Source organism: Actinomadura sp. 6K520 (assembly GCF_004349245.1).
Classification (GTDB): Bacteria; Actinomycetota; Actinomycetes; order Streptosporangiales; family Streptosporangiaceae; genus Spirillospora.
Window position 1 is genome coordinate 1 of sequence record NZ_SMLC01000040.1, and the last position, 23306, is coordinate 23306.

Genomic DNA, 23306 nt, shown 5'->3' on the forward strand with positions numbered 1-23306 from the left:
GAGCGGGGGCACCGGGAGCGGGGGCACCGGGAGCGGGGGCCCCGGTGGCAGGTGCACCGGGCGTCGCGGGCGTCAGGGAGCGGCGCCGCCACAGCAGGAAGCCGCCGGCGCCGGCCGCGGCCACGACCACCAGGCCGCCACCGCCGAGCAGGAACGGCATCGCGGACCCGTCGTCCTTCGGCGCGGCCTCGGGCGCACCCTCGGCGGGCGCGGTCGGCTGCGACTCGGCGAGGGTCCGCTCCTCCCGCTGCTGCACCTCCGCCGGCGGGGTCTCCGGGGCGGGCTTGCCGTTGTTGCCGGGCCTGCCGGCCTTCGGCGGCGCGTACTTCGACTCCGGCAGCGTCTGGACGAACCTGAGCAGCGCCACGTCCGGCTTGCCGTTGCCGGCCTTCACGGCCTTGCTGTAGGCGGTCTTCACCTGCCGCTCGGGCAGCGAGTTCGAGGTGACCCGGAACTGGTCGCCGGCGAGCACCGCGTAGGTGCCCTTGCGGTTCAGCATGCCCGGCAGCCGCTGCAGGATCTGCCCGGCGTCGTTCCCGGCCGGGACGACCGCGACGAAGACCGGGACGGAGCGTCCCTGCGCCTGGCGGAGCAGTTCCTGCGCCCCGTCCGACTCGTAGTACTTGGCCTTCGAGTCGACGTAGTAGCCGCTTTCGGTGATGCCCTCGGCGATCGCGTCGAGGTCGACCTCCGCGGACGCCGGGGCGGCGGTCAGCCCGATCGCGGGCGCCAGCGCCAGCGTCAGCACCCCGGACGCGACGATGCGGCGGGAAGAGATGTTCACGAGAGCGGCTCCTTCTAACACTCTGCGACGACCATTGACAGTACCGGCGTGACGTGGGGAAAGGTGACCGAAGCCGGGAAACGGCACCGATGGGTCAGATGCCGCGGCCCCGGGTGTGCAGCGCGAGCAGGACGCGCTTGCCGGAGACGGCCCCCGACGCAACGGCGAGCGCGAACGGCACCCGCCGCTCGGCGGGGTTCGCCCGCAGTGCCCGCGCCGACCAGCGCAGCGCGTCCCGCCGCCGGCCGACGGTGGCGCAACCGAACGCGAGCTGCCCGTACACCCGCCCGGCGGCGCCCGGCACCTCGCCGATCTCCGGGTAGTGCTCCAGGAACCACTCCAGCGCCGCCACCTTCGTCTCCCACGCCTGCGCGTAGTAGGACGTGAGCCCCCACAGGACGCGGACGTACGGCTCGTCCACGTTGACGACGGGATGGCGGCGGGCGGCGCGCAGCGCGAGGTCCCAGTCCTCGCCCTGGCTGCCCGGGATCGTCTCGTCCACCATGCCGATCTCGATGAGCGGCTCGCGGCGCGCCACGTAGGTGGACGAGTGGACGCTCATCATCCGGTCCCGGATGAGGGCGTCGTAGGTGACGCGGTCGGTCCCGGCGAGCCGGGGCAGCTCGCGCCCGTCGAAGTCGACGACGATCCCCGCGCTGCACAGCACCGCGCCGGGCTCCGCCTCCAGCGCCTTCACCTGGGCGGCGAGCTTGCCGGGCAGCCACTGGTCGTCGTCGTCGCAGAACGCGACGAGATCGGTGTCCAGCGCCAGGATGCCGGAGTTGCGGGCCCCCGCGAGGCCCGGCTCCCGGGTGTTGCCGATCACCTCGACGCGGTCCCCGGCGAGCGACATGTCCGGCTCCGCCCGGTCGAACACGACCACGGCGCGCAGCCCGCCTTCGTAGTCCTGCGCGAGGACCGACTCCAGCGCGCGGCGCAGCAGCTCCGGCCGGTCGCGGGTCGGGAGGACGACTCCCACGGAGGGTGGCATCGGGGGCCTGCCTTGCTCTGGTCGGGAGGGCTGGTCGGGAGGGACGGTGCGGGAGCCCGGTGGAACGGTGCCGCGGGGCCGTGCGGGCCCCGCGGCTGCCGGTCAGCTCGCGCCGGTGATCATTCCGGCGGCGACGGTGTTGTTGGTGGCCTCGTCGATGAGGATGAAGCCGCCGGTGAACCGGTTGCGGCCGTAGTCGTCGACGAAGAGCGGCTGCGTCACGCGCAGGGAGATGCGGCCGATCTCGTTGAGGCCGAGCTCGGTGGCCTGCTCGTCACGGTGCAGCGTGTTGACGTCCAGGCGGTAGTGCAGCTCCTTCACCAGCGCCTTCGCGGTGCGGGTGGTGTGCTTGACGATCAGCTTGGACCGCGCGGAGAGGGTGCGGTCGGGGGTCATCCAGCACACCATCGCGTCGAGATCCTGCGCGACCTCGGGCCGGTTGTTGGGCCGCGCGATCATGTCGCCCCGGGAGATGTCGATGTCGTCGGCCAGCCGCAGCGTCACCGACATCGGCGCGAACGCCTCGCTCACCGGGCCGCGCGGCCCGTCGATGTGGGTGATCGTCGTGGTCAGCCCCGACGGCAGGTGCACCACCTCGTCGCCCGGCTTGAGGACGCCGCCCGCGACCTGGCCCGCGTAGCCGCGGTAGTCGTGCAGCTCCGGGTCCGTGGACGCGTGCGGGCGGATCACGTACTGCACCGGGAACCGCACGTCGATCAGGTTCCGGTCCGACGCGATGTGCACGTGCTCCAGGTGGTGCAGCAGCGACGAGCCCTCGTACCACGGCATGTTCACGCTGCGTTCCACGACGTTGTCGCCGTGCAGCGCGGAGATCGGCACGAACGTCAGGTCGGTCACGTCGAGCTTGGACGCGAACGCCGTGAACTCGTCCACGATGCGCTCGTACACGTCCTGGTCGTAGTCGACGAGGTCCATCTTGTTGACCGCCACGACCAGGTGGGGCACCTGCAGCAGCGTGGCCAGGAACGCGTGCCGCCGCGACTGTTCCAGGATGCCCTTGCGGGCGTCCACCAGGATGATCGCCAGGTCGGCGGTGGACGCGCCCGTCACCATGTTGCGGGTGTACTGGATGTGCCCCGGCGTGTCGGCGATGATGAACTTCCGGCGCGGCGTCGCGAAGTAGCGGTAGGCGACATCGATCGTGATGCCCTGCTCCCGCTCGGCGCGCAGCCCGTCGGTCAGCAGCGCCAGGTTCGTGTACTCCTCGCCGCGGTCGACGCTGGTCTTCTCCACCGACTCCAGCTGGTCCTCGAAGATCGACTTGGAGTCGAACAGCAGCCGCCCGATCAGCGTGGACTTGCCGTCGTCGACACTGCCGGCGGTCGCGAACCGCAGCAGGTCCATCGACTTGGCCGGCTCGTGGGCCCTCGCGGGCGGGTTCGTCTGCGCGGGCTCGTTGCCGGCCATCAGAAGTAGCCCTCCTTCTTGCGGTCCTCCATCGCGGCCTCACTGGTGCGGTCGTCGGCGCGGGTCTGCCCGCGCTCGGTGATCCGCGTCGCCGCGATCTCCTCGATCACCTCGTCGAGGGACGTGGCGCTCGACTTCACGGCGCCGGTGCAAGACGCGTCCCCCACCGTCCGGTACCGGACGGTCGCCTCGAACTCCGGCTCGTCGTCGCCGCGGTTCGCGAACCCGGTCTGCGCGTCGAGCAGGAGCCCGTCGCGCTCGAACACCCGGCGGGTGTGCGCGAAGTAGATCGGCGGAAGCGCCAGCTCCTCGCGGCGGACGTAGTCCCAGATGTCCAGCTCGGTCCAGTTCGAGAGCGGGAAGACCCGGACGTGCTCGCCCAGCGTGATCCGGGTGTTGAACAGGTTCCACAGCTCCGGGCGCTGGTTCTTCGGATCCCACTGCCCGAACTCGTCGCGGAACGAGACGACCCGCTCCTTGGCGCGGGCCTTCTCCTCGTCGCGGCGCGCCCCGCCGAACGCGGCGTCGAACTGGTGCTCCTCGATCGCGTCCAGCAGCGTCGTCGTCTGCAGCCGGTTGCGGGACGCCCGGCGCCCCTTCTGCTCCACGACGCGGCCGCTGTCGATCGACTCCTGCACCGACGCCACCACCAGCCGGACGCCCAGCTCGGCGACCCGGCCGTCCCGGAACTCGATCACCTCGGGGAAGTTGTGGCCGGTGTCGACGTGCATCACCGGGAACGGGATCGGGGCCGGCCAGAACGCCTTCTCGGCGAGGCGCAGCATCACCAGGCTGTCCTTGCCGCCCGAGAACAGCAGCACCGGCCGTTCGAACTCGGCCGCCACCTCCCGGAAGATCTGGATCGACTCCGCTTCGAGAACGTCTAGCTGGGACAGCAGATAATCGGAACGCTGCATGGTCTGTGGCTTCTCTCCACGCTTCTCTGGCAGATGCAACCGGTGGCGCGGAAGGGCGGGCGCCTTCCCACCGGATCGAACGCCGGCCCGCCCCGCACGAGGCCCCACCGGCACCGGGCGGGTCACGGCAGGGCGCCGCTCACTTCCCGGATGCCGGTCAGGAGCGTCGACGCCGACACGGGATGGCACACCAGGATATCCGGCAGGCGCGGGTCCTCCCGGTTGTACTCCAGCGCGGCCCCGTCGACCCGGGACGCGTGCGCTCCGGCGGCCAGCGCGACCGCCGCCGGGGCCGCCGAGTCCCACTCGTACTGGCCGCCCGCGTGCACGTACGCGTCGACCTCGCCGAGCAGCACCGCGGAGATCTTCGCCCCCGCCGATCCGATCGGCACCAGCTCCACGTCGAGCTCCAGTTCCGCCGCGAGCCGGCGGACGAACTCCGGCGGCCGGGTGCGGCTGACGGCGATGCGGAGCTTGCCGGTGTCCGGTGCCGGGGCGTGCAGCGGCACCTCGCGCGGCAGCGTCCTGCGGGCCGTCCCCGAACCGGCCGTCACCGGGTCGGGCTCCCCCGGGTCGGTGCGGACGAGCGAGGCGCCGCCGGTCGCGTCCGTCCGGAGCGTCAGGCCCTGCGCCGGGAGCGCCACCGCCCCCGCGGCCAGCCGGCCCCCGCCGGACGGGTCGCGCCGCCACAGCGCCACGTGGACGGCCCAGTCGCGGCGGCCCTCCTCGGAGAACTCGCGGGTGCCGTCGAGCGGGTCGATGATCCACACCCGGTCGGCGGTGCGCCGCTCGGCGTCGGCGGTGTTGCGGGTCGGGGCGCGGCCGTCGCCGCGGGACCGCTTCCCCGCGGCCGACGAGCGGCCCTCCTCGGACAGGACGGCGTCGCCGGGACAGCGTTCGGCGAGCGCCGCCATGAGGTACTCGTGCGCCCGGAGGTCTCCCGTGTCCTTCAGGGCCCGCCCGTCGGCGAACCCCAGTTCGTCCCGCACGCCGAGCAGCAGCCGACCCGCCGCGCCGGCGAGCTCCGCCGCCAGGGCGTGGTCGTCCGCCGCCCCCTCGCGGGCGACATTGTCCGTCATCCCTTGATCACGTTCCCGACTCGACTGGTCTGTTCGGTCCACTTTCTCATGCGGGCGCACCGCCCCCGCGGCTCAGGGCCCCGCCCCGGTCGGCAAGTCCGCCCGCCGGTGCGCCCGCTCAATACGCGCCCGAGCCGCGGAAGACCGCCGACCAGGTCTTCCACATGATCTGCAGGTCCAGCGCGAGCGTCCAGTTGTCCACGTACCGCAGGTCGAGCCGGACCGACTCCTCCCACGACAGGTCCGACCGGCCGCTCACCTGCCACAGGCCGGTCAGCCCCGGCTTCACCACCAGCCGCCGGTACACGTCGCCGCCGTACTGGGCGACCTCCTCCGGCAGCGGCGGACGCGGCCCCACCAGCGACATCTCCCCGCGCAGCACGTTGATCAGCTGGGGCAGCTCGTCCAGCGAGTAGCGGCGCAGCCACCGCCCCACCCAGGTGATCCGCGGATCCTCCCGGATCTTGAAGAGCACCCCGTCGTTCTCGTTGCGCTCCAGCAGCTCGTCCTTGCGCGCCTCCGCGTCCTGCACCATCGTGCGGAACTTCAGCACGGTGAACTCGCGGCCGCCGCGGCCCACCCGCGCCTGCCGGAACAGCACCGGCCCGGAGCTCGTCACCTTGATCAGGACGGCGACGACCAGCAGCAGCGGGCTCAGCAGCACGAGGCCGCCGAGCGCGGCGGTGCGGTCGAACAGGCCCTTGAACACCTTCCGGCCGCCGTCCAGCTCGGGGTGCTCCACGTGCAGCAGCGGCAGGCCCGACACGGGGCGGATCGAGATCCGCGGGCCCGTGACGTCCATCAGCGCGGGCGCGACGACGAGCTCCACGTCGTCCCGCTCGATCTGCCACGCCAGCCGGCGCAGCGCGACCCCGTCCATCTCCGGGCACGCCAGCACCGCGACGGAATCGGCGGCGATCCGGTCCGCGACCGCCGCGGCCTGGGCGAAGTCGCCCAGCACCGGCACGCCCTCCACCTCGGCGACCGCGTCGTCACCCGACGCCAGCGCCGGGGGCAGGCACACCGCGGCGATGTCCATCCCGTGGTAGCGCTTCTGCCGCAGCACCTTGATGAGGTCGGCGACGGACGTCCGGTGCCCCACCGCGACCACGCGCCGCATGCACTCGCCGTTCCAGCGCTTCTTGTGCAGCCACTTGCGGAGGCGGTACCGCGCCACGAGGTTGAGGAACGTCCCGAGCGGGAGGGCCATCACCACGTACCCGCGCGCCACCTCGGTCTTCGTCGCGTACGCCACGATCGCGACGGTGGCGGTGAGGATGAACCCGGCCCGCAGCACACGGTGGAACTCCTCGTAACCCACGCCGACGTACCGCGGCTGGTAGGCCCGGCACAGCATCAGCGTCGGCAGCCACACCATCGGGAGCACGACCGTCAACGCCACGTAGGGGGCGTTCAGCTCGGTCGGCACGCCGGGGAACCGGAGCACGAACGCGATCACCCCGGCCGCCAGCATGCTGAGGAAGTCCAGATAGCCCGCCTTGCGACGGTAAGATCCGCTCCAGCTCTGCGACGACGAGCGCTTGGGATCATGGCGAATCGATGACTCGGCCTGCACCTTGTCAACGACGGCCATACACCACTCACCAATCCCCTGTAACGCGCGCCCCATCAGCGCGATTCACACCGAAGACGGTTGAACGTCGCCTGAGGTTCACATACATCACGAACCTCGTCCGACCAGCATCCTACGTTCGCTTTACCGTGGTCAGGGCCCGAACCGCGGTACCGGCCCGGCAACTCCGGCAAACTCGGACAGGCGCCCTTGAAAAGCCCAGTCAAGGACGCTTGATCATCGATGGGAACGCCGGCCCCCCTGGCCGGATCCGGTCAACCGGCGTGGAAGGCGTTCTGCGCCGCGCCGAGACCGTCCGCGAGCAACGCCTCCACCGCGTCCGCCGCACGTGCCACCTCTAGATCGAGGTCCTTCCGCTCCGCCGCGGAGAAGTCCTTCAGCACGAACGCCGCGGGGTCCATCCGCCCCGGCGGCCGGCCCACCCCGAACCGCACGCGCAGGTAATCACGCGACCCCAGCGACTTCGTCACCGACCGCAGCCCGTTGTGACCATTGTCACCGCCGCCCTGCTTCAACCGCACCGCACCGAACGGGATGTCCAGCTCGTCGTGGACGACGACGAGCCGCTCCACCGGAACCTTGTAGAAGTCGCACAGCGCCTTCACCGGCCCGCCCGACACGTTCATGAACGAACGCGGCTTCGCCAGCACCGCACGCGCACCCGCCAGCCGCCCCTCCAGGACGTCCGCCCGCGCCCGATGCGACTTGAACCTCCCACCGGCCCGCGCCGCCAGCACGTCCAGCACCATGAACCCCGCGTTATGCCGGTTCTTCGCGTACGACGGCCCCGGATTGCCCAACCCGGCCACCAGCCAGAGATCCACCCTCAACCCCTCCAGGGAACGAACACGGCCCCCGCGGTGCGCACTCGCGCACCGCGGGGGCCATGAAAGACGACGGCGGCCCGGCTACCGGCCGCACCTCGGCGCCACCGTCACTCGGCGGCGCCCTCGCCCTCGCCCTCGGCACCCTCGGCCGCGGGCTCGGCGGCCTCCGCCTCGGCCTCCGGCTCCGTCGACACGGTCGCGTCCACGATCTGCAGGATCAGAATCTCCTCGTCCGCCGCCAGCGTCGTGCCCGGCGGAAGCCTCAGGTCCCGCGCCAGCACCTGGCTGTCGATCTCCAGGCCGCTGATGTCGACCTCGACCGACTCCGGAATGTGCGTGGCCTCCGCCTCCACCGAGATCTCGACCTCGGTCTGCGCGACCTGGGCACCCGCCACCACATCACCGACGAGCTGCACCGGCAGGTCCACCACGACCTTCTCGCCGCGCTTCACCATCAGCAGGTCGACATGCTCCAGGAACCCCTTGATCGGGTCCCGCTGGACGTCCTTCGGCAGCGCCAGGCTCGGGCCGTCACCCAGCCCCTCGATCGTCAGCAGCACGTTCGGCGTCTTCAGCGCCAGCATCAGGTCGTGCCCCGGCAGCGAGATGTGCTGCGGGTCGGTGCCATGACCGTAGAGGACGGCGGGCACCTTGCCGGCCCGGCGGGTGCGCCGCGCGGCACCCTTACCGAACTCGGTGCGCGGCTCGGCGGCGATGCGTACCTCGGACACGGCTGAAACTCCTTGTTGTTGCGATCCACGGCCGTCCGGCACCGGACGTCCGCTACGGACAGAGCGTTGCGATACACGCACGCCGACCAGGGCGTGCGCTCCCAAAGATTCTTTGCGTTCTCCCGGGGAATGCGGCTCCACTACGACACCGCACTGACGACCCGGGCACACGCGGGTTAACAAAGTCTAGCAGTACTCATTGCAGTGCTCTTGGCGTCAGGCGCTAGCGCGCCTTCCTTCGGCGAGCACTGCGGCGCGATCGCTGCATCGCTCCGGCTCGCCTTGCGGCTCGCTGCGCGATCAGGTTCCTCGCAGGCTCGGAACCTGCCTTCGGACGCGATCGCAAGCGTTGAGGTCGGTGCGTGGTTGGGCAACGGGCCGGGGTCGGCGCGTCGGGGCGGCTGGGGGTGTGTCGCTCGCTGCGCTCGCTTGTTTCTCGCAGGCTCGAAACCAGGAGGGTGCACGGCTGTGCCGGGTTGCTCGCTGCGCTCGCTTGTTTCTCGCAGGCTCGAAACCAGGAGGGTGCACGGCTGTGCGGGGTGGGCTTGCTTGCGGGGGTGTTGGAGGAGGGCGCGCTCTCGCGGCTGGGCCGTTTTAGCTGATTCCGCCGAAGAGGCTCGTTACCGAGCCGTCGCTGAAGACCTCGTTGATCGCGCGGGCTACCAGGGGGGCGATCGAGAGGACCGTCAGCTTGTCGAACTGCTTCTCCTCTGGGATGGGGAGGGTGTTCGTCAGGACGACCTCGGAGATGCGGGAGTTCTTCAGGCGGTCCACGGCGGGGCCGGAGAGGACGCCGTGGGTGGCCGCCACCACCACGCGGCTGGCGCCCTGGTCGAACAGGGCGTCGGCGGCCTTGATGATGGTGCCGCCGGTGTCGATCATGTCGTCGACGATGACGCAGGTGCGGCCCTCCACCGCGCCGACCACGTCGAAGACCTTGACCTCGTTGGCCACGTCCGGGTCGCGCTTCTTGTGGATGATGGCCATCGGCACGCCGCCCAGGCGGTCGGACCAGCGTTCGGTCACCCGGACCCGGCCCGCGTCGGGGGCCACCACCGTGACCTGCGAGGTGTCCAGGCGGCTCTCGAAGTGGTGCGCCAGCAGGTCCAGCGCGAACAGATGGTCGACCGGGCCGTCGAAGAAGCCCTGGATCTGCGCCGTGTGCAGGTCGACGGCGATCAGGCGGTCGGCGCCGGCGGTCTTGAACAGGTCCGCCATGAGCCGGGCCGAGATCGGCTCGCGGCCCCGGTGCTTCTTGTCCTGGCGCGCGTAGCCGAAGAACGGCGCCACGACCGTGATCCGCTTGGCCGACGCGCGCTTCAGCGCGTCCACCATGATGAGCTGCTCCATGATCCACTGATTGATGGGAGCGGTGTGGCTCTGGATCACGAAGGCGTCCGAGCCGCGCACCGATTCCAGGAACCGCACGAACGTCTCACCGTTCGCGAAGTCGTACGCGGACGTCGGCGTCAACTCGACATGGAGGTTGTCGGCTACTTCCTTGGCCAGGTCCGGGTGGGCTCGGCCGGTGAAGAGCATCAGCTTCTTCTGGCCACTCGCTTTGATCCCACTCACCTCTGACAACTCCCCCTCAATGGAAATTCGCTTCACGTGGGTGTTGTCCCCACTCACCGCGCGCTACAAGAGTTCGGCGCGCGGAAGCCTGGTCGTCCGCCTCCCGCCGCGTGGCGGGGTGGTCCCCTGTGGCCGCGCCCTAGGGCGCGTCCTCCTCACGTGCACGGCGGGCCGCGTCCGCCGCGGGCGTGCCCGCCCGGCGCCGCTCGACCCACCCCTCGACGTTGCGCTGCCGGGCCCGCGCGACCGCCATGGCGCCCGGCGGGACGTCCTGGATGATCACCGAGCCGGCCGCGGTGTAGGCGCCGTCGCCCACCGTCACCGGTGCGACGATCATGTTGTCGCTGCCGACCCGGACCTGCGAGCCGATCACGCTGCGGTGCTTCTCGACACCGTCGTAGTTCACGAACACCGAGCCCGCGCCGATGTTGGAGCCGTCGCCGATCTCCGCGTCGCCCACGTACGTCAGGTGCGGCACCTTGGTGCCCTCGCCGAGGTCGGCGTTCTTGGTCTCGACGTAGGCGCCGACCTTGGCCTTGCGGGCCAGTCGCGTGCCCGGCCGCAGGTAGGCGTAGGGACCGACGGACGCCTCAGGGCCGATCTCCGCCCCCAGGCACACCGCGTTGAGCACGGTCGCGCCCGCGCCGACGCGCGTGTCCGTCAGGGTGCAGCCGGGGCCCACCCGGGCGCCCTCGGCCAGGTGCGTGCGTCCGTGCAGCTGGGTTCCCGGGAGGATCTCGGCGTCCTGTTCCGCGGTCACGTCCACGTCGATCCACGTGGTCGCCGGGTCGACGATCGTGACGCCGGCCCGCATGTGCGCTTCGAGGATCCGGTCGTTGAGCTGCCTTCTGGCCTGCGCGAGCTGGACCTTGTCGTTCACGCCCTGGGTCTCCACCCAGTCGGCCACCAGGTGCGCGCCGGCCCGGTGGCCGTCCCCGCGCACGATCGCCACGACGTCGGTGAGGTACTCCTCGCCGTTGGCGTTGTCGGTGGTCACGCGCTTGAGCGCGTCGGCCAGCAGGGCGCCGTCGAAGGCGTACATGCCGACGTTGATCTCGTTGAGGGCGCGCTGCTCGGCGGTCGCGTCCTTGTGCTCGACGATCGCCTCGACGCTCCCGTCGGCGGCGCGGACCATCCGCCCGTACCCGGTCGCGTCGGGGATCTCGGTCGTCAGGACGGTCGCCGCGTTCCCCTCGGCCTCGTGCGTCCGGACGAGCGCCGCCAGCGTCTCCCCGCGCAGCAGGGGGTGGTCGCCGTTCGTGACGACGACGGTTCCGTCGAGGGCGCCGGTCTGCTCCAGGGCCATGCGGACGGCGTGCCCCGTCCCGCCCTGGTGCTCCTGGACGACCGGCTCGGCGTCCGGCGCGGCCTGGGCGAGATGCTCGACGACCTGCTCGCGCCGGTGGCCGACGACGACCACGAGCCGCGCGGGCTCCAGTTCGCGTGCGGCGGCCAGCACATGGCCGAGCATGGTGCGCCCGCACAGCTCGTGCAGCACCTTCGAGGTGCGGGACTTCATCCGGGTGCCCTCGCCCGCGGCGAGAACGATGACGGCGGCCGGGCGGCTCGCAGCGCTCACAAGGAGGCTCCTCGGCATCGCGGACGGGATCGGTCGCGAGCACGCCCACCTGCGCCATCAGGGCATGACAGGTCACGGCGCACCCGACACGGGCAGGATACCGCCCATCTCCCGCCTGTCACCCCGCCGCCCACCTCGGAGGTCTCGGCGCGGGAGACTCCCAGCAGCTCCGGCGCAAGGATTCGAACCTTGTCTAAGGGCACCAAAAACCCTTGTGCTGCCGATTACACCACGCCGGAAAGTCACGAGCGGGCCGGAAGGAGTCCCGATCCGACCGGCCCACAACCATACCCAGCCGGGCGCCGCGGAGCCCACTCCATTCCACGGAATGGATCTTGAGCTGCGCCGGTCGGCCGATATGTCGGCATCGGTTTAGAACGCCCGGTGTGGGCAACGCCTCATCATGCCGCCCGGCGCGGGTGGCCCCGGCGACGGAGTCGAGGCCGGTGCCGGTGCCGAACTTCCGGTGGCCGCCGAGCGTTCGGCCTGGTGAGGGTCTCTCTCGCCGCCCTGTCGCGGTGGTCTGGCGGTCAGCTGTAGCGCAAGAGAGTTTTGTGGCCCGAGAGGCAGTTTCGTACTCAATTTACGAGTTGACCACTGTGAACCTACGGTTCCGTAGGTTACGTTGACGTAGGTAATGCTGTCTCGAGCCACAGGAAGTGGTGACGCATGACAACGGCTCCACCCATGGACCCCCCTCGCCCGCAGCGGCGTCCAGAGATCCAGTCCGAGCCCCGGGGCAATGCGGAACGCGTGCTCATCGCCGTGTTCACCGGTGTGCCGTTCCTGGCCCTGTTCGCGGCCGTTCCGCTGGCATGGGGGAGCTTCCTCGGCTGGACGGACGTCGTGCTCATGGCGGTGTTCTACGTCCTGTCGGCCGGGGGGATCACGGTCGGGTACCACCGGTACTTCACCCACGGGTCCTTCAAGGCCAAGCGCGGCCTGAAGATCTTCATGGCCGTGGCCGGAAGCCTGGCCATGGAGGGGCCCGTCATCACGTGGGTCGCCGATCACCGGCGCCATCACAAGCACTCCGACAAGGAGATGGACCCGCACTCGCCGTGGCGGTTCGGCAACGACTGGAAGGCGCTGGCCAAGGGGCTGGCGTGGGCGCACTACGGCTGGCTGTTCGACGGCGCCCGGACGTCCAAGGAGCGGTTCGCCAAGGACCTGCTGAACGACCGTGACCTCAAGCGCATCCATCTGGCGTTCCCCGGGCTGGTGGCGGCGTCGTTCCTGCTGCCGGCGGTCATCGGAGGCCTGGTGACCATGTCGTGGACGGGCTTCCTGACGGCGCTGTTCTGGGCGGGCTTCGTGCGGATCACCCTCGTCCAGCACGTCACGTGGTCGATCAACTCGATCTGCCACACGTTCGGCAAGGAGGACTTCGAGGTCCGCGACAAGTCCCGCAACGTGTGGTGGCTGGCGATCCCGTCGCTGGGCGAGTCGTGGCACAACCTGCACCACTCGGACCCGACGTGCGCGCGTCACGGCGTCCTCAAGGGGCAGGTCGACATCAGCGCGCGCATCATCTGGGCGTTCGAGAAGCTGGGCCTCGCGTACGACGTGCGGTGGCCCAACGAGGACCGGCTGGCGACCAAGCGCACCAAGCAGGCGGTTTGACCGTCACAATTGGTTCCGTGACAGAACCCGCGCCCAGACCTCGCAGAAGGCGGATGACCGGCAAGGAACGCCGTGAGCAGCTTCTCGACATCGGCCGCTCGCTGTTCGCCGAACGCGGGCTGGACGGCACATCGGTGGAGGAGATCGCCTCGGCGGCCGGTGTGTCGAAGCCCGTGGTCTACGAGCACTTCGGCGGCAAGGAAGGGCTGTACGCGGTCGTCGTCGACCGCGAGTTCGAGAGCCTGCTGCGGCTCGTCACCGAGTCCCTGAACTCCGCGATCCACTACCGGGGCAAGCTGGAGAAGGCCGCGCTGGCGCTGCTGCAGTACATCGAGGAGCATCCGGACGGTTTCCGCATCCTCGTCCGGGACTCCCACGGCGGGACGGGCACCGGCAGTTACGCGAGCCTGCTGAGCGAGATCGCCGGGGAGGTCGAGTACGTCCTCGCCCAGGAGTTCGACCGCCGCGAGTACGACGAGAAGTTCGCGCCCATGTACGCCCAGATGCTGGTCGGCATGGTGGCGATGACGGGCCAGTGGTGGCTGGACGTCCGCAAGCCGCGCCGGGAGGACGTGGCGGCGCACGTGGTGAACCTGGCCTGGAACGGCCTGTCCGGGCTGGAGCCGAGGCCGTCGCTGGATCCGCGCCGCCGCCGCAAGGAGCAGGAGCGCCGGGAGCGGCGCGCGGAGAAGGCCGCCGCGAAGGCGGAGAAGGCCGAGGGAAGGGCCGCGGCGAAGGCCGAGAAGGCGCACCGCCGGGGCCGCCACGACCTGGACGGGCTCGCCGACCCGCTGACATGACGGGCCGCCGGGACGGCGGCCGGGCGAACACGACAACCGGTGGCCGTCCGGAGTTCGTCCGGGCGGCCACCGGCCAGGGGTCGCCGGCTCGGGTCGCGAGACCGGGGTTCGCCGGACGCCGCCCGCCCGTCCGAGCTGGCACACCGCAGGGGAACGAGTAGCTTCCCTCGGCGGACGGGCGGCATCCCGTCTATGGGGTTGTGAGAGCGGCGGATCGCCTCCCGGCCGGCGCCGAGGGACGCGTCGCTCTCGCGGGTGCCGAGGGCCTCGCCGGGGACCCGTCTTGCCGAGGGTCCCGCACCGCCGCTGTTTTTCTCGACATCAAGAGAGAGCATGCCCCACCCATATCTTGATGTCAAGAATTCAACGTCTAGGCCCATTGCCGGATGCCGCGCCGCCGGGGGCGTCCCTATGGTCGGGGCATGGAACTCAGTGGAGGCGGGTGGGCGCTGGTCCTCGGGCCCGGCGGACCGGTCGGGACGGCGTGGCTGACGGGCCTCGCGGCGGGGCTGCGGCGGGCGGGCGTGGAGCCGGCGGCGGCGGACCTGATCGTCGGGACGTCGGCGGGCGCGATCGCGGGCGCGATGATCGCCACGGGACGGGAGCTGGCCGCGGTGGCGGAGCTGCCGCCCTCGGGTGAGCGGCGCTCGGCGGTGGACGGGTCGGTGATGGCCGGGGTGGTCGAGATCGGGAGCGCCGCCGATCTGGCCCCGGACGAGGCCCGGCGGCGGATCGGGCGGCTGGCGCTGGAGGCGGCGGCACTGCCGGAGGAGCGGCACAGGGCGAGCATGGAGTTCCTCGTGGGGACCGACGAGTGGCCCGAGCGGCGGCTCCGCGTCACCGCCGTGGACGTGGCGTCGGGCGAGCGGGTCGTGTGGGACGCGGCGAGCGGCGTCCCGCTGACCGCGGCGGTGGCGGCGAGCAGCGCCGCCCCGGGCTTCGCCGAACCCGTGACGATCAACGGCCGGCGCTACATGGACGGCGCGTTCGGCGGCGGGTCCAACGCGGACCTGGCGCGGGGCGCCGGTGCGGTGGTGCTGGTCGAGCCGCTCCCGCAGGCGTCGGGCGGCGCGGCGGCGGATGTCCGGATCGTCCCCGACGACGGGGCGCGGGAGGCGTTCGGGGAGAACGTCGGCGATCTGGCGCGCTGGACGCCGGCCTACCGGGCGGGATTCCGGCAGGCCGCGGCGGCGGCGGAGCGGATCAGACCCGTCGCCGGGGTTCCGGGCGGGTGACGTGCCGGGGGCGCGGCCATGTTTCTCGATATCAAGACAGGTAGGGTGTCGGCATGCAGGATGAGGTCGACCGGCTGGTCGAGGCGTGGAACGCCGAACGTCCGGATCTGGACGTCCGGCCGCTGCAGGTCCTCAGCCGCGTCTCCCGGCTGGCCCGGCACCTGGACCGTGCCCGGCGCGCCGTGTTCGTGGACCACGACCTGGAGTCGTGGGAGTTCGACGTGCTCACCGCGCTGCGCCGGGCCGGGAGCCCGTACCAGCTGAGCCCCGGGCGGCTGCTGCGGGCGACGCTGGTGACGTCCGGCACCATGACCAACCGCATCGACCGGCTCGCGGCGGCGGGGCTGGTCGAGCGGCATCCCGACCCGCAGGACAAGCGCGGCGTCCTGGTCCGGCTCACCGACGCGGGCCGGACGCGCGTGGACGCCGCGTTCGCGGACCTGCTGGAGCGGGAGCAGGCGATCCTGGACAGCCTCGGCCCGGGTCAGCGCGAGGTCCTCGCCGACCTGCTCCGCACGCTCCTCATCCCGTTCGACAAGTCCACCGAAGGCCACTAGCCACCGCTGCGCGAGTAGCCACCGCTACGCGAGGGCGGCCTCCAGCGCGGCGGCGATGCCGCAGAGGCGTTCCTCCCCGCCCGCCGGGCCGATGAGCTGGACGGACGCGGGCAGATGCGACCCCGGCAGCGGGACCGGCAGCGCGAACGCGGGCAGTCCCGCGACGTTGACCTGGCCGTTCAACGACGTGAGCAGCAGGTCGGAGTGGTCGTCCTCGCCGGGTTCGGGGGTGCCGACGGGCAGCACGGGCAGGGCGATCGCGGCATGGCGTGCGAGGATCGCGCCGAGCTCCGCCCTGATCGCCGCGCGGACGCGGGCGGCCCAGCCGATGCGCCCGGCGTCGACCACGTCGTGCAGCTGCTGCAGGCGCCGGTGAATGCGCCCGCTCATCTTCGGCGGCTCCGCCACCAGGTGGGCGTTCTGCCGCCACCCCTCCTCGGCGACGTAGAGGCCGTTGGCCGTGGCGGCGTCGTAGTAGTGCTCGGACGTCACGTCGGTGACGGGGCCGAGGCGGCGCAGCGCGTCGTCGACGGCGGCGTCGATCGCGGGATCGATGTCGAATCCGGGGCCGCCGAGGCGCAGCCGCGCGATCGTCATGGACTCCTCGTACGGCACGGGCGTGAACCCCGGCTCGATGAGGCGCATCCCGAGGACGACGGCGGCGACGTCGCGTCCCATCGGCCCGACCGTGTCCAGCGTCGGCGACAGCGGGTAGACGCCGTCGAGGGGGACGCGGCCGTTGGTGGTCTTGAGGGCCGCGATGCCGCAGCACGCCGCGGGAATCCGAACGGAGCCCGACGTGTCGGTGCCGAACGCGACGTCGGCCTCCCCGGTCGCGACGGCGACCGCGGAGCCGCTGGACGAGCCGCCCGGGACGCGGGACGGGTCCAGCGGGTTCACCGGCGTCCCCGTCCACGGGTTGACGCCGTCGGCGGCCACGCACAGCTCGTTGAGGTTGGTCTTCCCGGCGACGCGGGCGCCCTGGGCGCGGGCCGAGGCGACGACGGGGGCGTCCGCGGCGGCGGGTTCGGCGCGTTCCGCGACGGCCTGGCAGCCCGCGGTGGTGGGCAGCCCCGCGACGTCGATGGCGTCCTTGACGGCGAGGCGGGGGCCGTCCCCCGGCTCATCCGTCCTGACGATCCAGGTCGTCATCGCGCCCGCACCCCGGACATCAGCCGACGTCCTCGGCGAGCATCAGCCACTCCTCCTCGATCCCGGCGGCCTCCGCCTGGATCTCCTTCAGCCGGGCGTCGAGCTCCTGGAGCCTGGTGTAGTCCGTGGCGTGCGCGGCGAGCTGCTCGTGCAGCTCGGTCTCCTGCCGGGCGAGCTTCTCCAGCCGGCGTTCCAGCCGGTCGAGCTCCTTGCGGGCCTTCCAGTCCTGCCCGCCGGCCTTGGGCTTCGCCGGCGCGGGCGCGACCTTCGCCGCCGGGGTGGCCGCCCCGCCGGGACGCGCGGGCTTCGGGGCCGCGCCGGCGGCGCGGCGTTCGAGGTACTCGTCGACGCCGCCGGGCAGCAGCGACACGCGGCCGTCGCCGAGCAGCGCCACGACGTGGTCGGTGATGCGCTCCAGGAAGTACCGGTCGTGGCTGACGACGACCAGCGTCCCGGGCCAGCCGTCCAGGAGGTCCTCGACCTCGGTGAGCGTCTCGATGTCGAGGTCGTTGGTGGGCTCGTCCAGGAGCAGGACGTTGGGCTCGGCCATGAGGAGGCGGAGGAGTTGCAGGCGGCGCCGCTCACCGCCGGACAGCTCCCCGATGGGCGTCCACTGCCGGTCGCCCTGGAAGCCGAGGCGTTCGAGGAGCTGGCTCGCGGTCCACTCGCGCTTGCCGACGGTGATGCGGCGCCGGATCTCCTCCACGGACTCCAGGACGCGCCGGGCGGGGTCGAGGTCCTCAAGGTTCTGCGACAGGTGCGCGAGCTGGACGGTCTTGCCCCGCACCACCTTCCCCGCGAGCGGCGGCACGGACCCGTCGAGCAGCCGCAGGAGGGTGCTCTTCCCGCTGCCGTTGACGCCGACGAGACCGACGCGGTCTCCCGGGCCGACGCGCCACGTCATGCGGTCGAAGATGGTGCGGCGAGTGTCGCCCTCCCCCACCTCGACGGTCACGTCCTCCACGTCGTAGACGGTCTTGCCGAGCCGCGCGGTCGCGAACCGGGTCAGCTCCACCGCGTCGCGCGGCGGCGGCTCGTCGGCGATCAGCGCCTGCGCGGCGTCCACCCGGAACTTCGGCTTGGACGTGCGGGCCTGCGGGCCGCGCCGCAGCCACGCCAGCTCCTTGCGCAGCAGGTTCTGCCGCTTGGCCTCGGTGGCGGCGGCGATCCGGGCGCGCTCGGCCTTGGCCAGGACGTAGGCGGAGTAGCCGCCCTCGTAGCGTTCGACGCGGCCGTCGACGACCTCCCACGTCCGCTCGGTGACCTCGTCCAGGAACCAGCGGTCGTGCGTGACGACGAGCAGCGCGACCCCGCGGCCCTTCAGGTGCCGGGCCAGCCAGGCGATCGCCTCGATGTCGAGGTGGTTGGTGGGCTCGTCCAGCAGGAGCAGGTCGGAGTCGGGGACGAGCAGCCGGGCCAGCGCGACGCGGCGGCGCTCGCCGCCGGACATGTCCGCGAGCGGCGCGTCCAGGTCGAGGTCGGGGACCAGGCCGCCGAGGACGTCGCGGGCGCGGACGTCGCCCGCCCACTCGTGCTCGGCGCGGTCGCCCAGCACGACGGAGCGGACCGTCGCGCCCTCCGGGAACTCGTCCCGCTGGGACAGGAGGCCGAGCCTCAGCCCCCGCGTGTGGGTGACGCGTCCGGCGTCGGGTTCGGTCTCCCGCGCGACGACGGACACCAGGGTGCTCTTGCCGCCGCCGTTGCGGCCGACGACCCCGACGCGGTCTCCCTCGTCGAGGCCGAGCGACACGGCGTCGAGCAGCGGCTTGGGCCCGTAGGACTTGGCGACGTTCTCAAGATTGATCAGATTCACGGCGCCATCAGTCTATTTGGCTCCGGCGAGCCGATCGTGCGGGTTTCAGGGCCCGTGCGGCCCCTGCGGGCCGTGGCCGGGCGGTCCGTATCCGGGTGGCCCGTATCCGGGTGGTGGGTTGTGCTGCTTGTTCCGCGAGGACGCGACCACGATGACGACCACCGCGGCGGCGACGACAAGGAGGACGAGCAGGAGGACGGCCAGCAGCAGTGCGAACGAGATCAAGACGCCTCACTCTCGCCGCGCACCCCGAGCGGGGCCTGCGGGGGGCGGGGAGCGGTCGAACCGGGGGCATTGCGGCGGAGGGCGCGGTCGCGGCGTACGGCCAGGAGGAGCAGCGTCGCCATCATCGCGATCGCCACGAGGCCGAGCAGCCCGGACAGGTACGTCATCGGTCCACCTCGTCTGAGGGAATCGGTGTCACGGGTACAAGACGCTCGCCGCCGGTCCGAAGTTCGCTTGTATGACGATCGCAGCTACCGCGGGTCACACCACCGTCGCGCCGGGGACGGGTCCGGACGCCCGCAGCACCTGCGCGGCGACGCCCGCGCCGTCCAGCCCGTCCGCGAGGCCGGCCGCGTCCTCCTCGGTCTCGGCGAGGAACGCGCAGGTGGGACCGGAGCCGGAGACGAGCGCGCCGACCGCGCCGAAGTCGCGGCCCGTGTCCAGCACCCGCTCCAGGGAGGGCCGCAGGGACACGGCCGCCTCCTGCAGGTCGTTGGTCAGCGCGGCACCGAGCCCCTTGGCGTCGCCGGTGGCGAGCGCGGTCATCAGCTCCGCCGAGACGCTCGGCCGGGGCGCGGGGTCGCCCCGCATCTCGCGGAGCCGGTCGCATTCGGCGTAGACGGCGGGGGTGGACAGCCCGCCGTCGGCGGTCGCGAACACCCAGTGGAAGGTGCCGCGGGTGAGCGCGGAGGTGAGCTGCTCGCCGCGTCCGACACCGACGGCGGTGCCGCCGAGGACGGCGAACGGCACGTCGCTTCCGATCTCCGCGCCCAGCTCCATGAGGTCGTCGCGGGTGAGGACGGGGTCGTCGCGGTCGTCCCAGAGGCGGGCGCACGCGACGAGCGCGGCGGCGGCGTCGGCGCTGCCGCCCGCCATGCCGCCCGCGACGGGGATGGCCTTGCGGATCCGGAGCGACACCCGCGGCTCGACGCCCAGCCGGGCGGCGACGAGCCGCGCGGCCCGCGCGGCGAGGTTGTCCTCGTCGGCGGGAACGCCCCCGACGGCCACCCGCGAGTACGGCGCGGCCTGGACGCTCACCTCCAGACGTCCGGCGCTCGCCGCGGTGACCTCGTCGAACAGGGACACCGCGTGGAACACGTTGACGAGGTCGTGGTAGCCGTCATCGCGGAGCGGCCCCACGCCGAGCTGGAGGTTGACCTTGGCCGGGACGCGTACCGTCACTGCGTTCACGCCGGAAACCCTACGGCCTAAAGAGCTTTTCCGGGGGGCCTGGGGGGTCGTCCCCCCAGAGAGACACGGGCTCTTCCGGGGGGCCTGGGGGGCGTCCCCCCAGAGAGACACTGGCTTTTCCGGGGGGCCTGGGGGGTGGCGTTGATCAGTCGCCGCTGGTGACCGGGAGGTTGCGCGGGTTGAAGTACGGGGTCGTGGCGAGTTCGCGGAGCGCCGAGAGGGCGTGCTTGTCCCCGTTGACCGCGAAGGCGCGCCGCCGGTCGCGGGCGTTCTTGGCCCGCTCGTCCGAGTTGAAGTAGACGACGGCCTTGACCTGCGGGTCCTGCAGCGTCTTGGACGCCTCGCGAAGCCATTCGGCACGGCGCTCGCCGTAGGACACCGGGACGCCGAACTCGGCGATCATGATGGGCTTGGGACGGTCCCGGGCCCACTGCATGAACAGCTTCAGGGACTCCGACAGGTCGCGGTAGTCGAAGTCGGAGCCGGGCTGCGCGTCGGCGCAGATCCAGTCCACGTGGTCGTCGCCGGGGTAGAACGCGCCGGCGTCGGCGCCGCCGAACCCGCGGGCCGTCGGGCACCACACCCAGGCGACGTTGTGGACCTGCTCGCGCTCGAAGACCTGCCGCAGGTGCTTCCACGCGGCGACGAAGTCCTGCGGTGAGTGGACCCGCTTCTTGGCCGACGCCGCCTCCATGTCCCGCGACCAGCGCAGGAAGATCGGCTGGCCCAGTTGCTTGACGGCGCGGGCGCGCCGCTGGATCAGCTCGTCGTACTCGCCCTGCACGATCTTCCTCGTGTCGGCGCCGCCCCAGGTCAGCAGCAGGTAGCGGTTGCCGTCGGCGACGGACTTCTCCAGCGCGCCGGGGAAGTCGTCCGTCCAGCCCCGGTAGCTCTGCACGATGTCGAGGCGCCGCCCGAGTTCGCGTTCGAAGCCGGTGACGGGCGCCATGTCCGGCCTGCCGGGCGACGGCGAGGCCGAGGTGGCCCCCGAGGGGGACGCGGAGCCGCCGTTCTCGCCGTCGCGGCCCTTCTTCCGGCCGCCGTCGTCCGGCGGCACCCAGGCCCCGAAGTAGGCGCCCTGCTCCGGCGGGGTGGGCGCCACACCCGGCCGCGCCGTCGTCGTGATCTTCGGTGCCGCGCCCGCGCCGCCACCGCAGCCCGCCGCCACCGTGGCGATCATCGCCGCGGTGGCCAGCAGCGCCGTCCCCACGATCGGCAACTTCGCCCGCGCCGTGCGCGACCGCGCCCTCACCATCGACCTCCGCTCGTACCGACCCCGTGCCCCCGGGACGGAAAGGATGCTCAACCCGCCGCGCCGAACCGCGCCTAGCGGGCTCGGGGATCAACTCCCCAGACTGAAGGACCATACTCGGCAATGCGGGCGAAGGCGGCCACGTCCAGAGCTTCGCCCCTCGCCCGGGGGTCGACGCCGGCGGCGCGCAGCGCCTCCTCCGCGGCGGGCGCGGACCCGGCCCAGCCCGCGAGCGCCGCGCGCAGCGTCTTGCGGCGCTGCGCGAACGCCGCGTCGACAACCGCGAACACCTGCCGGCGGGTCGCCGTAGTCGGCGGCGGCTCCCGGCGGGTGAACGCGACGAGCCCCGAGTCGACGTTCGGCGCGGGCCAGAACACCGCGCGGCCGACGGCCCCGGCCCGGCGGGCCTCGCCGAACCAGGCGAGCTTCACCGACGGCACGCCGTAGACCTTGCCGCCGGGCGGCGCGACCATCCGGTCGGCGACCTCCGCCTGCACCATGACGAGCGCGGACCGCAGCGACGGCAGCGCCGTCAGCAGGTGCAGGACGACCGGCACCGCGACGTTGTAGGGCAGGTTCGCGACGAGCGCCGTGGGCGCCGGCCCCGGCAGGTCCGTGATCTTCATCGCGTCGGCGTGCACGACCTCCAGCCGGTCCGCGACGTCGGGCGCCCGTGCCGCGACCGTGGCGGGCAGCTCGGCGGCCAGCACCGGGTCGATCTCCACCGCGACGACGCGCCGGACCTCGGCCACCAGCGCCAGCGTCAGCGACCCGAGCCCGGGGCCGACCTCCAGGACGACGTCGTCAGGCGCCGGGCCGGCGGACCGGACGATCCGCCGGACGGTGTTGGCGTCGATGACGAAGTTCTGCCCGAGCGTCTTGGTCGGCCGGATGCCGAGCCGTTCCGCCAGCGCCCGCACTTCCGCCGGCCCGAGCAGGCGCGATGTCTCCCCCACGGGACAAGTGTCCCAGCTCAGGAGAACAGAAACTTCCCGCAGTTCGGCCACTGCCCCTGCCAGCGGCCGTTCACCTTGTTGTAGAGCATCTGCGCGCGGTAGGTCTGCTCGTCCGGACTGGCGTCGGACGGCCTGCCCGTCCCGCCCACCGACTGCCACGTCGCCATGGAGAACTGGTAGAGGCCGTAGTACCCGGCCGGGTTCACGGCCTTCGGGTTGCCGCCGGACTCGCACTTCGCCAGCCCGGCCCAGTTCAGCCCGGCCGCCGAGCCGGTCCCCGCCGACTGCGGGCCGACCGCGAGGATCCGCGTGACGGGCCTGCGCTTCACCTTCTGCGCGAGGACCTTCTTGACCTTCCGGGTCTTGCCCTTCCGGTCCTTGCGCGGCACGTACGCCCACTTCACGATCTTGATGCCGGAGCGCCCCTCCCGCAGCACCTTCTCGCTCCACGGCGGCACCGAGTCGCTCTTCTTGCGGACGGTCTTGGCGGGCGTCTTCACGACCGTCAGCTTCGGCTTCGACAGCAGCCGCACGATCTTCACCAGTTCCCCGGCGGGCTGGTCCGCCGCCGGTTTGACCAGGTCGTACCGGCCCAGCGGGATGCCCGCCTCGGCCAGGACCTGCTGGACGGTCGTGCCGGTCGTCATCGCCTCGGTCCGCTTGCCGTCGACCACGATGACGACCTTGTGCGGCGCGGGCGGCGAGCTCGCGGGCGGGTCGGCCGCGGCGAGGTCGTTCTTGGCCGCCGACCCGTCGCCGCCGCAGGCCGTCGCCAGCAGTGCGGCCGCCACAAGGACGGACACGACGGGCGGAGTTCGGCGCACGGGTTTCCAGAGCACGGGGGGTTCCTCCAGTGGAGCGGGCCAGGGGGTGCCCATTCAACGGCCAGAGACTAGAGCCCCCCAGCCGTGCTCCGCCACCTCATCGCCCTCAAACGCGCACAAACACCCCTTGTCGCACCACCCAGCCGATACAGAACGCGCCCGATCCACTACAT

21 protein-coding genes, 1 tRNA gene and 1 pseudogene are annotated in these 23306 nt (G+C 72.1%); 4 read left to right on the forward strand and 19 right to left on the reverse strand.

The window, feature by feature from the left end; all coding sequences use genetic code 11:
• From E1289_RS13575 to E1289_RS13625, 11 genes and pseudogenes are all read right to left on the reverse strand, one after another.
• Positions 1 to 784 (reverse strand): annotated as a pseudogene (locus tag E1289_RS13575) (hypothetical protein); the annotation flags it as partial.
• A 94-nt stretch (positions 785 to 878) separates the two neighbouring features.
• Positions 879 to 1775, reverse strand: coding sequence for a glycosyltransferase family A protein (locus E1289_RS13580; RefSeq protein ID WP_131979900.1), 897 nt, complete (start codon positions 1773 to 1775; stop codon positions 879 to 881).
• Positions 1776 to 1877: 102 nt separating this feature from the next.
• Positions 1878 to 3140 carry a GTP-binding protein gene (locus E1289_RS13585; RefSeq protein WP_131979968.1) on the reverse strand — a complete coding sequence of 421 codons (1263 nt, stop codon included), beginning with the start codon at positions 3138 to 3140 and terminating at the stop codon, positions 1878 to 1880.
• A gap of 62 nt (positions 3141 to 3202) precedes the next feature.
• Positions 3203 to 4120: a sulfate adenylyltransferase subunit CysD gene (gene cysD / locus E1289_RS13590; protein WP_131979902.1), complete on the reverse strand. Its 918-nt coding sequence runs from the start codon at positions 4118 to 4120 to the stop codon at positions 3203 to 3205.
• 122 nt (positions 4121 to 4242) lie between these two features.
• The gene (locus E1289_RS13595; RefSeq protein ID WP_131979903.1) at positions 4243 to 5199 is read right to left on the reverse strand and encodes an inositol monophosphatase family protein; all 957 of its coding nucleotides are present in this window, start codon (positions 5197 to 5199) and stop codon (positions 4243 to 4245) included.
• Between the two features lie 118 nt (positions 5200 to 5317).
• Positions 5318 to 6793 carry a sugar transferase gene (locus tag E1289_RS13600; protein WP_131979905.1) on the reverse strand — a complete coding sequence of 492 codons (1476 nt, stop codon included), beginning with the start codon at positions 6791 to 6793 and terminating at the stop codon, positions 5318 to 5320.
• 254 nt (positions 6794 to 7047) lie between these two features.
• Positions 7048 to 7623: an aminoacyl-tRNA hydrolase gene (gene pth / locus E1289_RS13605; RefSeq protein ID WP_131979907.1), complete on the reverse strand. Its 576-nt coding sequence runs from the start codon at positions 7621 to 7623 to the stop codon at positions 7048 to 7050.
• A 104-nt stretch (positions 7624 to 7727) separates the two neighbouring features.
• A complete protein-coding gene (locus E1289_RS13610) occupies positions 7728 to 8351 on the reverse strand; it encodes a 50S ribosomal protein L25/general stress protein Ctc (RefSeq protein WP_131979909.1) in 624 nt (207 codons plus the stop codon).
• 594 nt (positions 8352 to 8945) lie between these two features.
• Entirely contained in the window at positions 8946 to 9926 is a 981-nt protein-coding gene (locus E1289_RS13615) for a ribose-phosphate diphosphokinase (RefSeq protein WP_131979911.1), read from the reverse strand.
• A 139-nt stretch (positions 9927 to 10065) separates the two neighbouring features.
• Positions 10066 to 11505 (reverse strand): bifunctional UDP-N-acetylglucosamine diphosphorylase/glucosamine-1-phosphate N-acetyltransferase GlmU, encoded by a 1440-nt coding sequence (gene glmU / locus E1289_RS13620; protein ID WP_279487337.1) that lies wholly within the window; start codon positions 11503 to 11505, stop codon positions 10066 to 10068.
• A 167-nt stretch (positions 11506 to 11672) separates the two neighbouring features.
• Positions 11673 to 11744 (reverse strand) — tRNA-Gln (locus E1289_RS13625).
• 430 nt (positions 11745 to 12174) lie between these two features.
• Here E1289_RS13625 and E1289_RS13630 point away from each other — a divergent pair.
• The 4 genes from E1289_RS13630 to E1289_RS13645 all read left to right on the forward strand — a co-directional run bounded on the left by E1289_RS13630 (position 12175) and on the right by E1289_RS13645 (position 15720).
• Positions 12175 to 13128, forward strand: a complete 954-nt coding sequence (locus E1289_RS13630) for an acyl-CoA desaturase (RefSeq protein ID WP_131979915.1) — start codon at positions 12175 to 12177, stop codon at positions 13126 to 13128.
• A 53-nt stretch (positions 13129 to 13181) separates the two neighbouring features.
• Entirely contained in the window at positions 13182 to 13928 is a 747-nt protein-coding gene (locus tag E1289_RS13635) for a TetR/AcrR family transcriptional regulator (RefSeq protein ID WP_207928951.1), read from the forward strand.
• 422 nt (positions 13929 to 14350) lie between these two features.
• The gene (locus E1289_RS13640; protein ID WP_131979917.1) at positions 14351 to 15163 is read left to right on the forward strand and encodes a patatin-like phospholipase family protein; all 813 of its coding nucleotides are present in this window, start codon (positions 14351 to 14353) and stop codon (positions 15161 to 15163) included.
• A gap of 53 nt (positions 15164 to 15216) precedes the next feature.
• Positions 15217 to 15720, forward strand: a complete 504-nt coding sequence (locus E1289_RS13645; protein ID WP_131979919.1) for a MarR family transcriptional regulator — start codon at positions 15217 to 15219, stop codon at positions 15718 to 15720.
• Positions 15721 to 15744: 24 nt separating this feature from the next.
• Here the strand turns inward: E1289_RS13645 and E1289_RS13650 are convergent, their stop codons facing one another.
• The 8 genes from E1289_RS13650 to E1289_RS40120 all read right to left on the reverse strand — a co-directional run bounded on the left by E1289_RS13650 (position 15745) and on the right by E1289_RS40120 (position 23148).
• A complete protein-coding gene (locus E1289_RS13650) occupies positions 15745 to 16872 on the reverse strand; it encodes an amidase (RefSeq protein WP_131979921.1) in 1128 nt (375 codons plus the stop codon).
• Positions 16873 to 16891: 19 nt separating this feature from the next.
• Complete coding sequence (locus E1289_RS13655; RefSeq protein ID WP_131979923.1) at positions 16892 to 18685, reverse strand: ABC-F family ATP-binding cassette domain-containing protein; 1794 nt, start codon at positions 18683 to 18685, stop codon at positions 16892 to 16894.
• A gap of 45 nt (positions 18686 to 18730) precedes the next feature.
• Complete coding sequence (locus E1289_RS13660; RefSeq protein WP_131979925.1) at positions 18731 to 18910, reverse strand: hypothetical protein; 180 nt, start codon at positions 18908 to 18910, stop codon at positions 18731 to 18733.
• Entirely contained in the window at positions 18907 to 19077 is a 171-nt protein-coding gene (locus tag E1289_RS38185; protein ID WP_165970457.1) for a hypothetical protein, read from the reverse strand. Before E1289_RS38185 ends, E1289_RS13660 begins: the two co-directional genes overlap by 4 nt.
• Positions 19078 to 19171: 94 nt before the next feature.
• On the reverse strand, positions 19172 to 20092 hold the full coding sequence (locus E1289_RS13665; protein ID WP_131979972.1) for a 4-(cytidine 5'-diphospho)-2-C-methyl-D-erythritol kinase: 921 nt from the start codon (positions 20090 to 20092) through the stop codon (positions 19172 to 19174).
• Positions 20093 to 20246: 154 nt separating this feature from the next.
• Entirely contained in the window at positions 20247 to 21356 is a 1110-nt protein-coding gene (locus E1289_RS13670) for a hypothetical protein (RefSeq protein WP_243712807.1), read from the reverse strand.
• A gap of 71 nt (positions 21357 to 21427) precedes the next feature.
• On the reverse strand, positions 21428 to 22309 hold the full coding sequence (gene rsmA / locus E1289_RS13675) for a 16S rRNA (adenine(1518)-N(6)/adenine(1519)-N(6))-dimethyltransferase RsmA (protein ID WP_131979927.1): 882 nt from the start codon (positions 22307 to 22309) through the stop codon (positions 21428 to 21430).
• Positions 22310 to 22326: 17 nt separating this feature from the next.
• Positions 22327 to 23148, reverse strand: coding sequence for a resuscitation-promoting factor (locus E1289_RS40120; protein ID WP_279487338.1), 822 nt, complete (start codon positions 23146 to 23148; stop codon positions 22327 to 22329).
• Positions 23149 to 23306: the final 158 nt, after the last annotated feature.

Excerpts from the sequence above, each read along its gene's own strand:
- E1289_RS13580 (WP_131979900.1), bottom strand. The coding sequence starts at position 1,775 with ATGCCACCCTCCGTGGGAGTCGTCCTCCCGACCCGCGACCGGCCGGAG.
- E1289_RS13585 (WP_131979968.1), bottom strand. The coding sequence starts at position 3,140 with ATGGACCTGCTGCGGTTCGCGACCGCCGGCAGTGTCGACGACGGCAAG.
- cysD (WP_131979902.1), bottom strand. The coding sequence starts at position 4,120 with ATGCAGCGTTCCGATTATCTGCTGTCCCAGCTAGACGTTCTCGAAGCG.
- E1289_RS13595 (WP_131979903.1), bottom strand. The coding sequence starts at position 5,199 with ATGACGGACAATGTCGCCCGCGAGGGGGCGGCGGACGACCACGCCCTG.
- E1289_RS13600 (WP_131979905.1), bottom strand. The coding sequence starts at position 6,793 with ATGGCCGTCGTTGACAAGGTGCAGGCCGAGTCATCGATTCGCCATGAT.
- E1289_RS13630 (WP_131979915.1), top strand. The coding sequence starts at position 12,175 with ATGACAACGGCTCCACCCATGGACCCCCCTCGCCCGCAGCGGCGTCCA.
- E1289_RS13635 (WP_207928951.1), top strand. The coding sequence starts at position 13,182 with ATGACCGGCAAGGAACGCCGTGAGCAGCTTCTCGACATCGGCCGCTCG.
- E1289_RS13640 (WP_131979917.1), top strand. The coding sequence starts at position 14,351 with ATGGAACTCAGTGGAGGCGGGTGGGCGCTGGTCCTCGGGCCCGGCGGA.
- E1289_RS13645 (WP_131979919.1), top strand. The coding sequence starts at position 15,217 with ATGCAGGATGAGGTCGACCGGCTGGTCGAGGCGTGGAACGCCGAACGT.
- E1289_RS13650 (WP_131979921.1), bottom strand. The coding sequence starts at position 16,872 with ATGACGACCTGGATCGTCAGGACGGATGAGCCGGGGGACGGCCCCCGC.
- E1289_RS38185 (WP_165970457.1), bottom strand. The coding sequence starts at position 19,077 with ATGACGTACCTGTCCGGGCTGCTCGGCCTCGTGGCGATCGCGATGATG.
- E1289_RS13670 (WP_243712807.1), bottom strand. The coding sequence starts at position 21,356 with ATGGTGAGGGCGCGGTCGCGCACGGCGCGGGCGAAGTTGCCGATCGTG.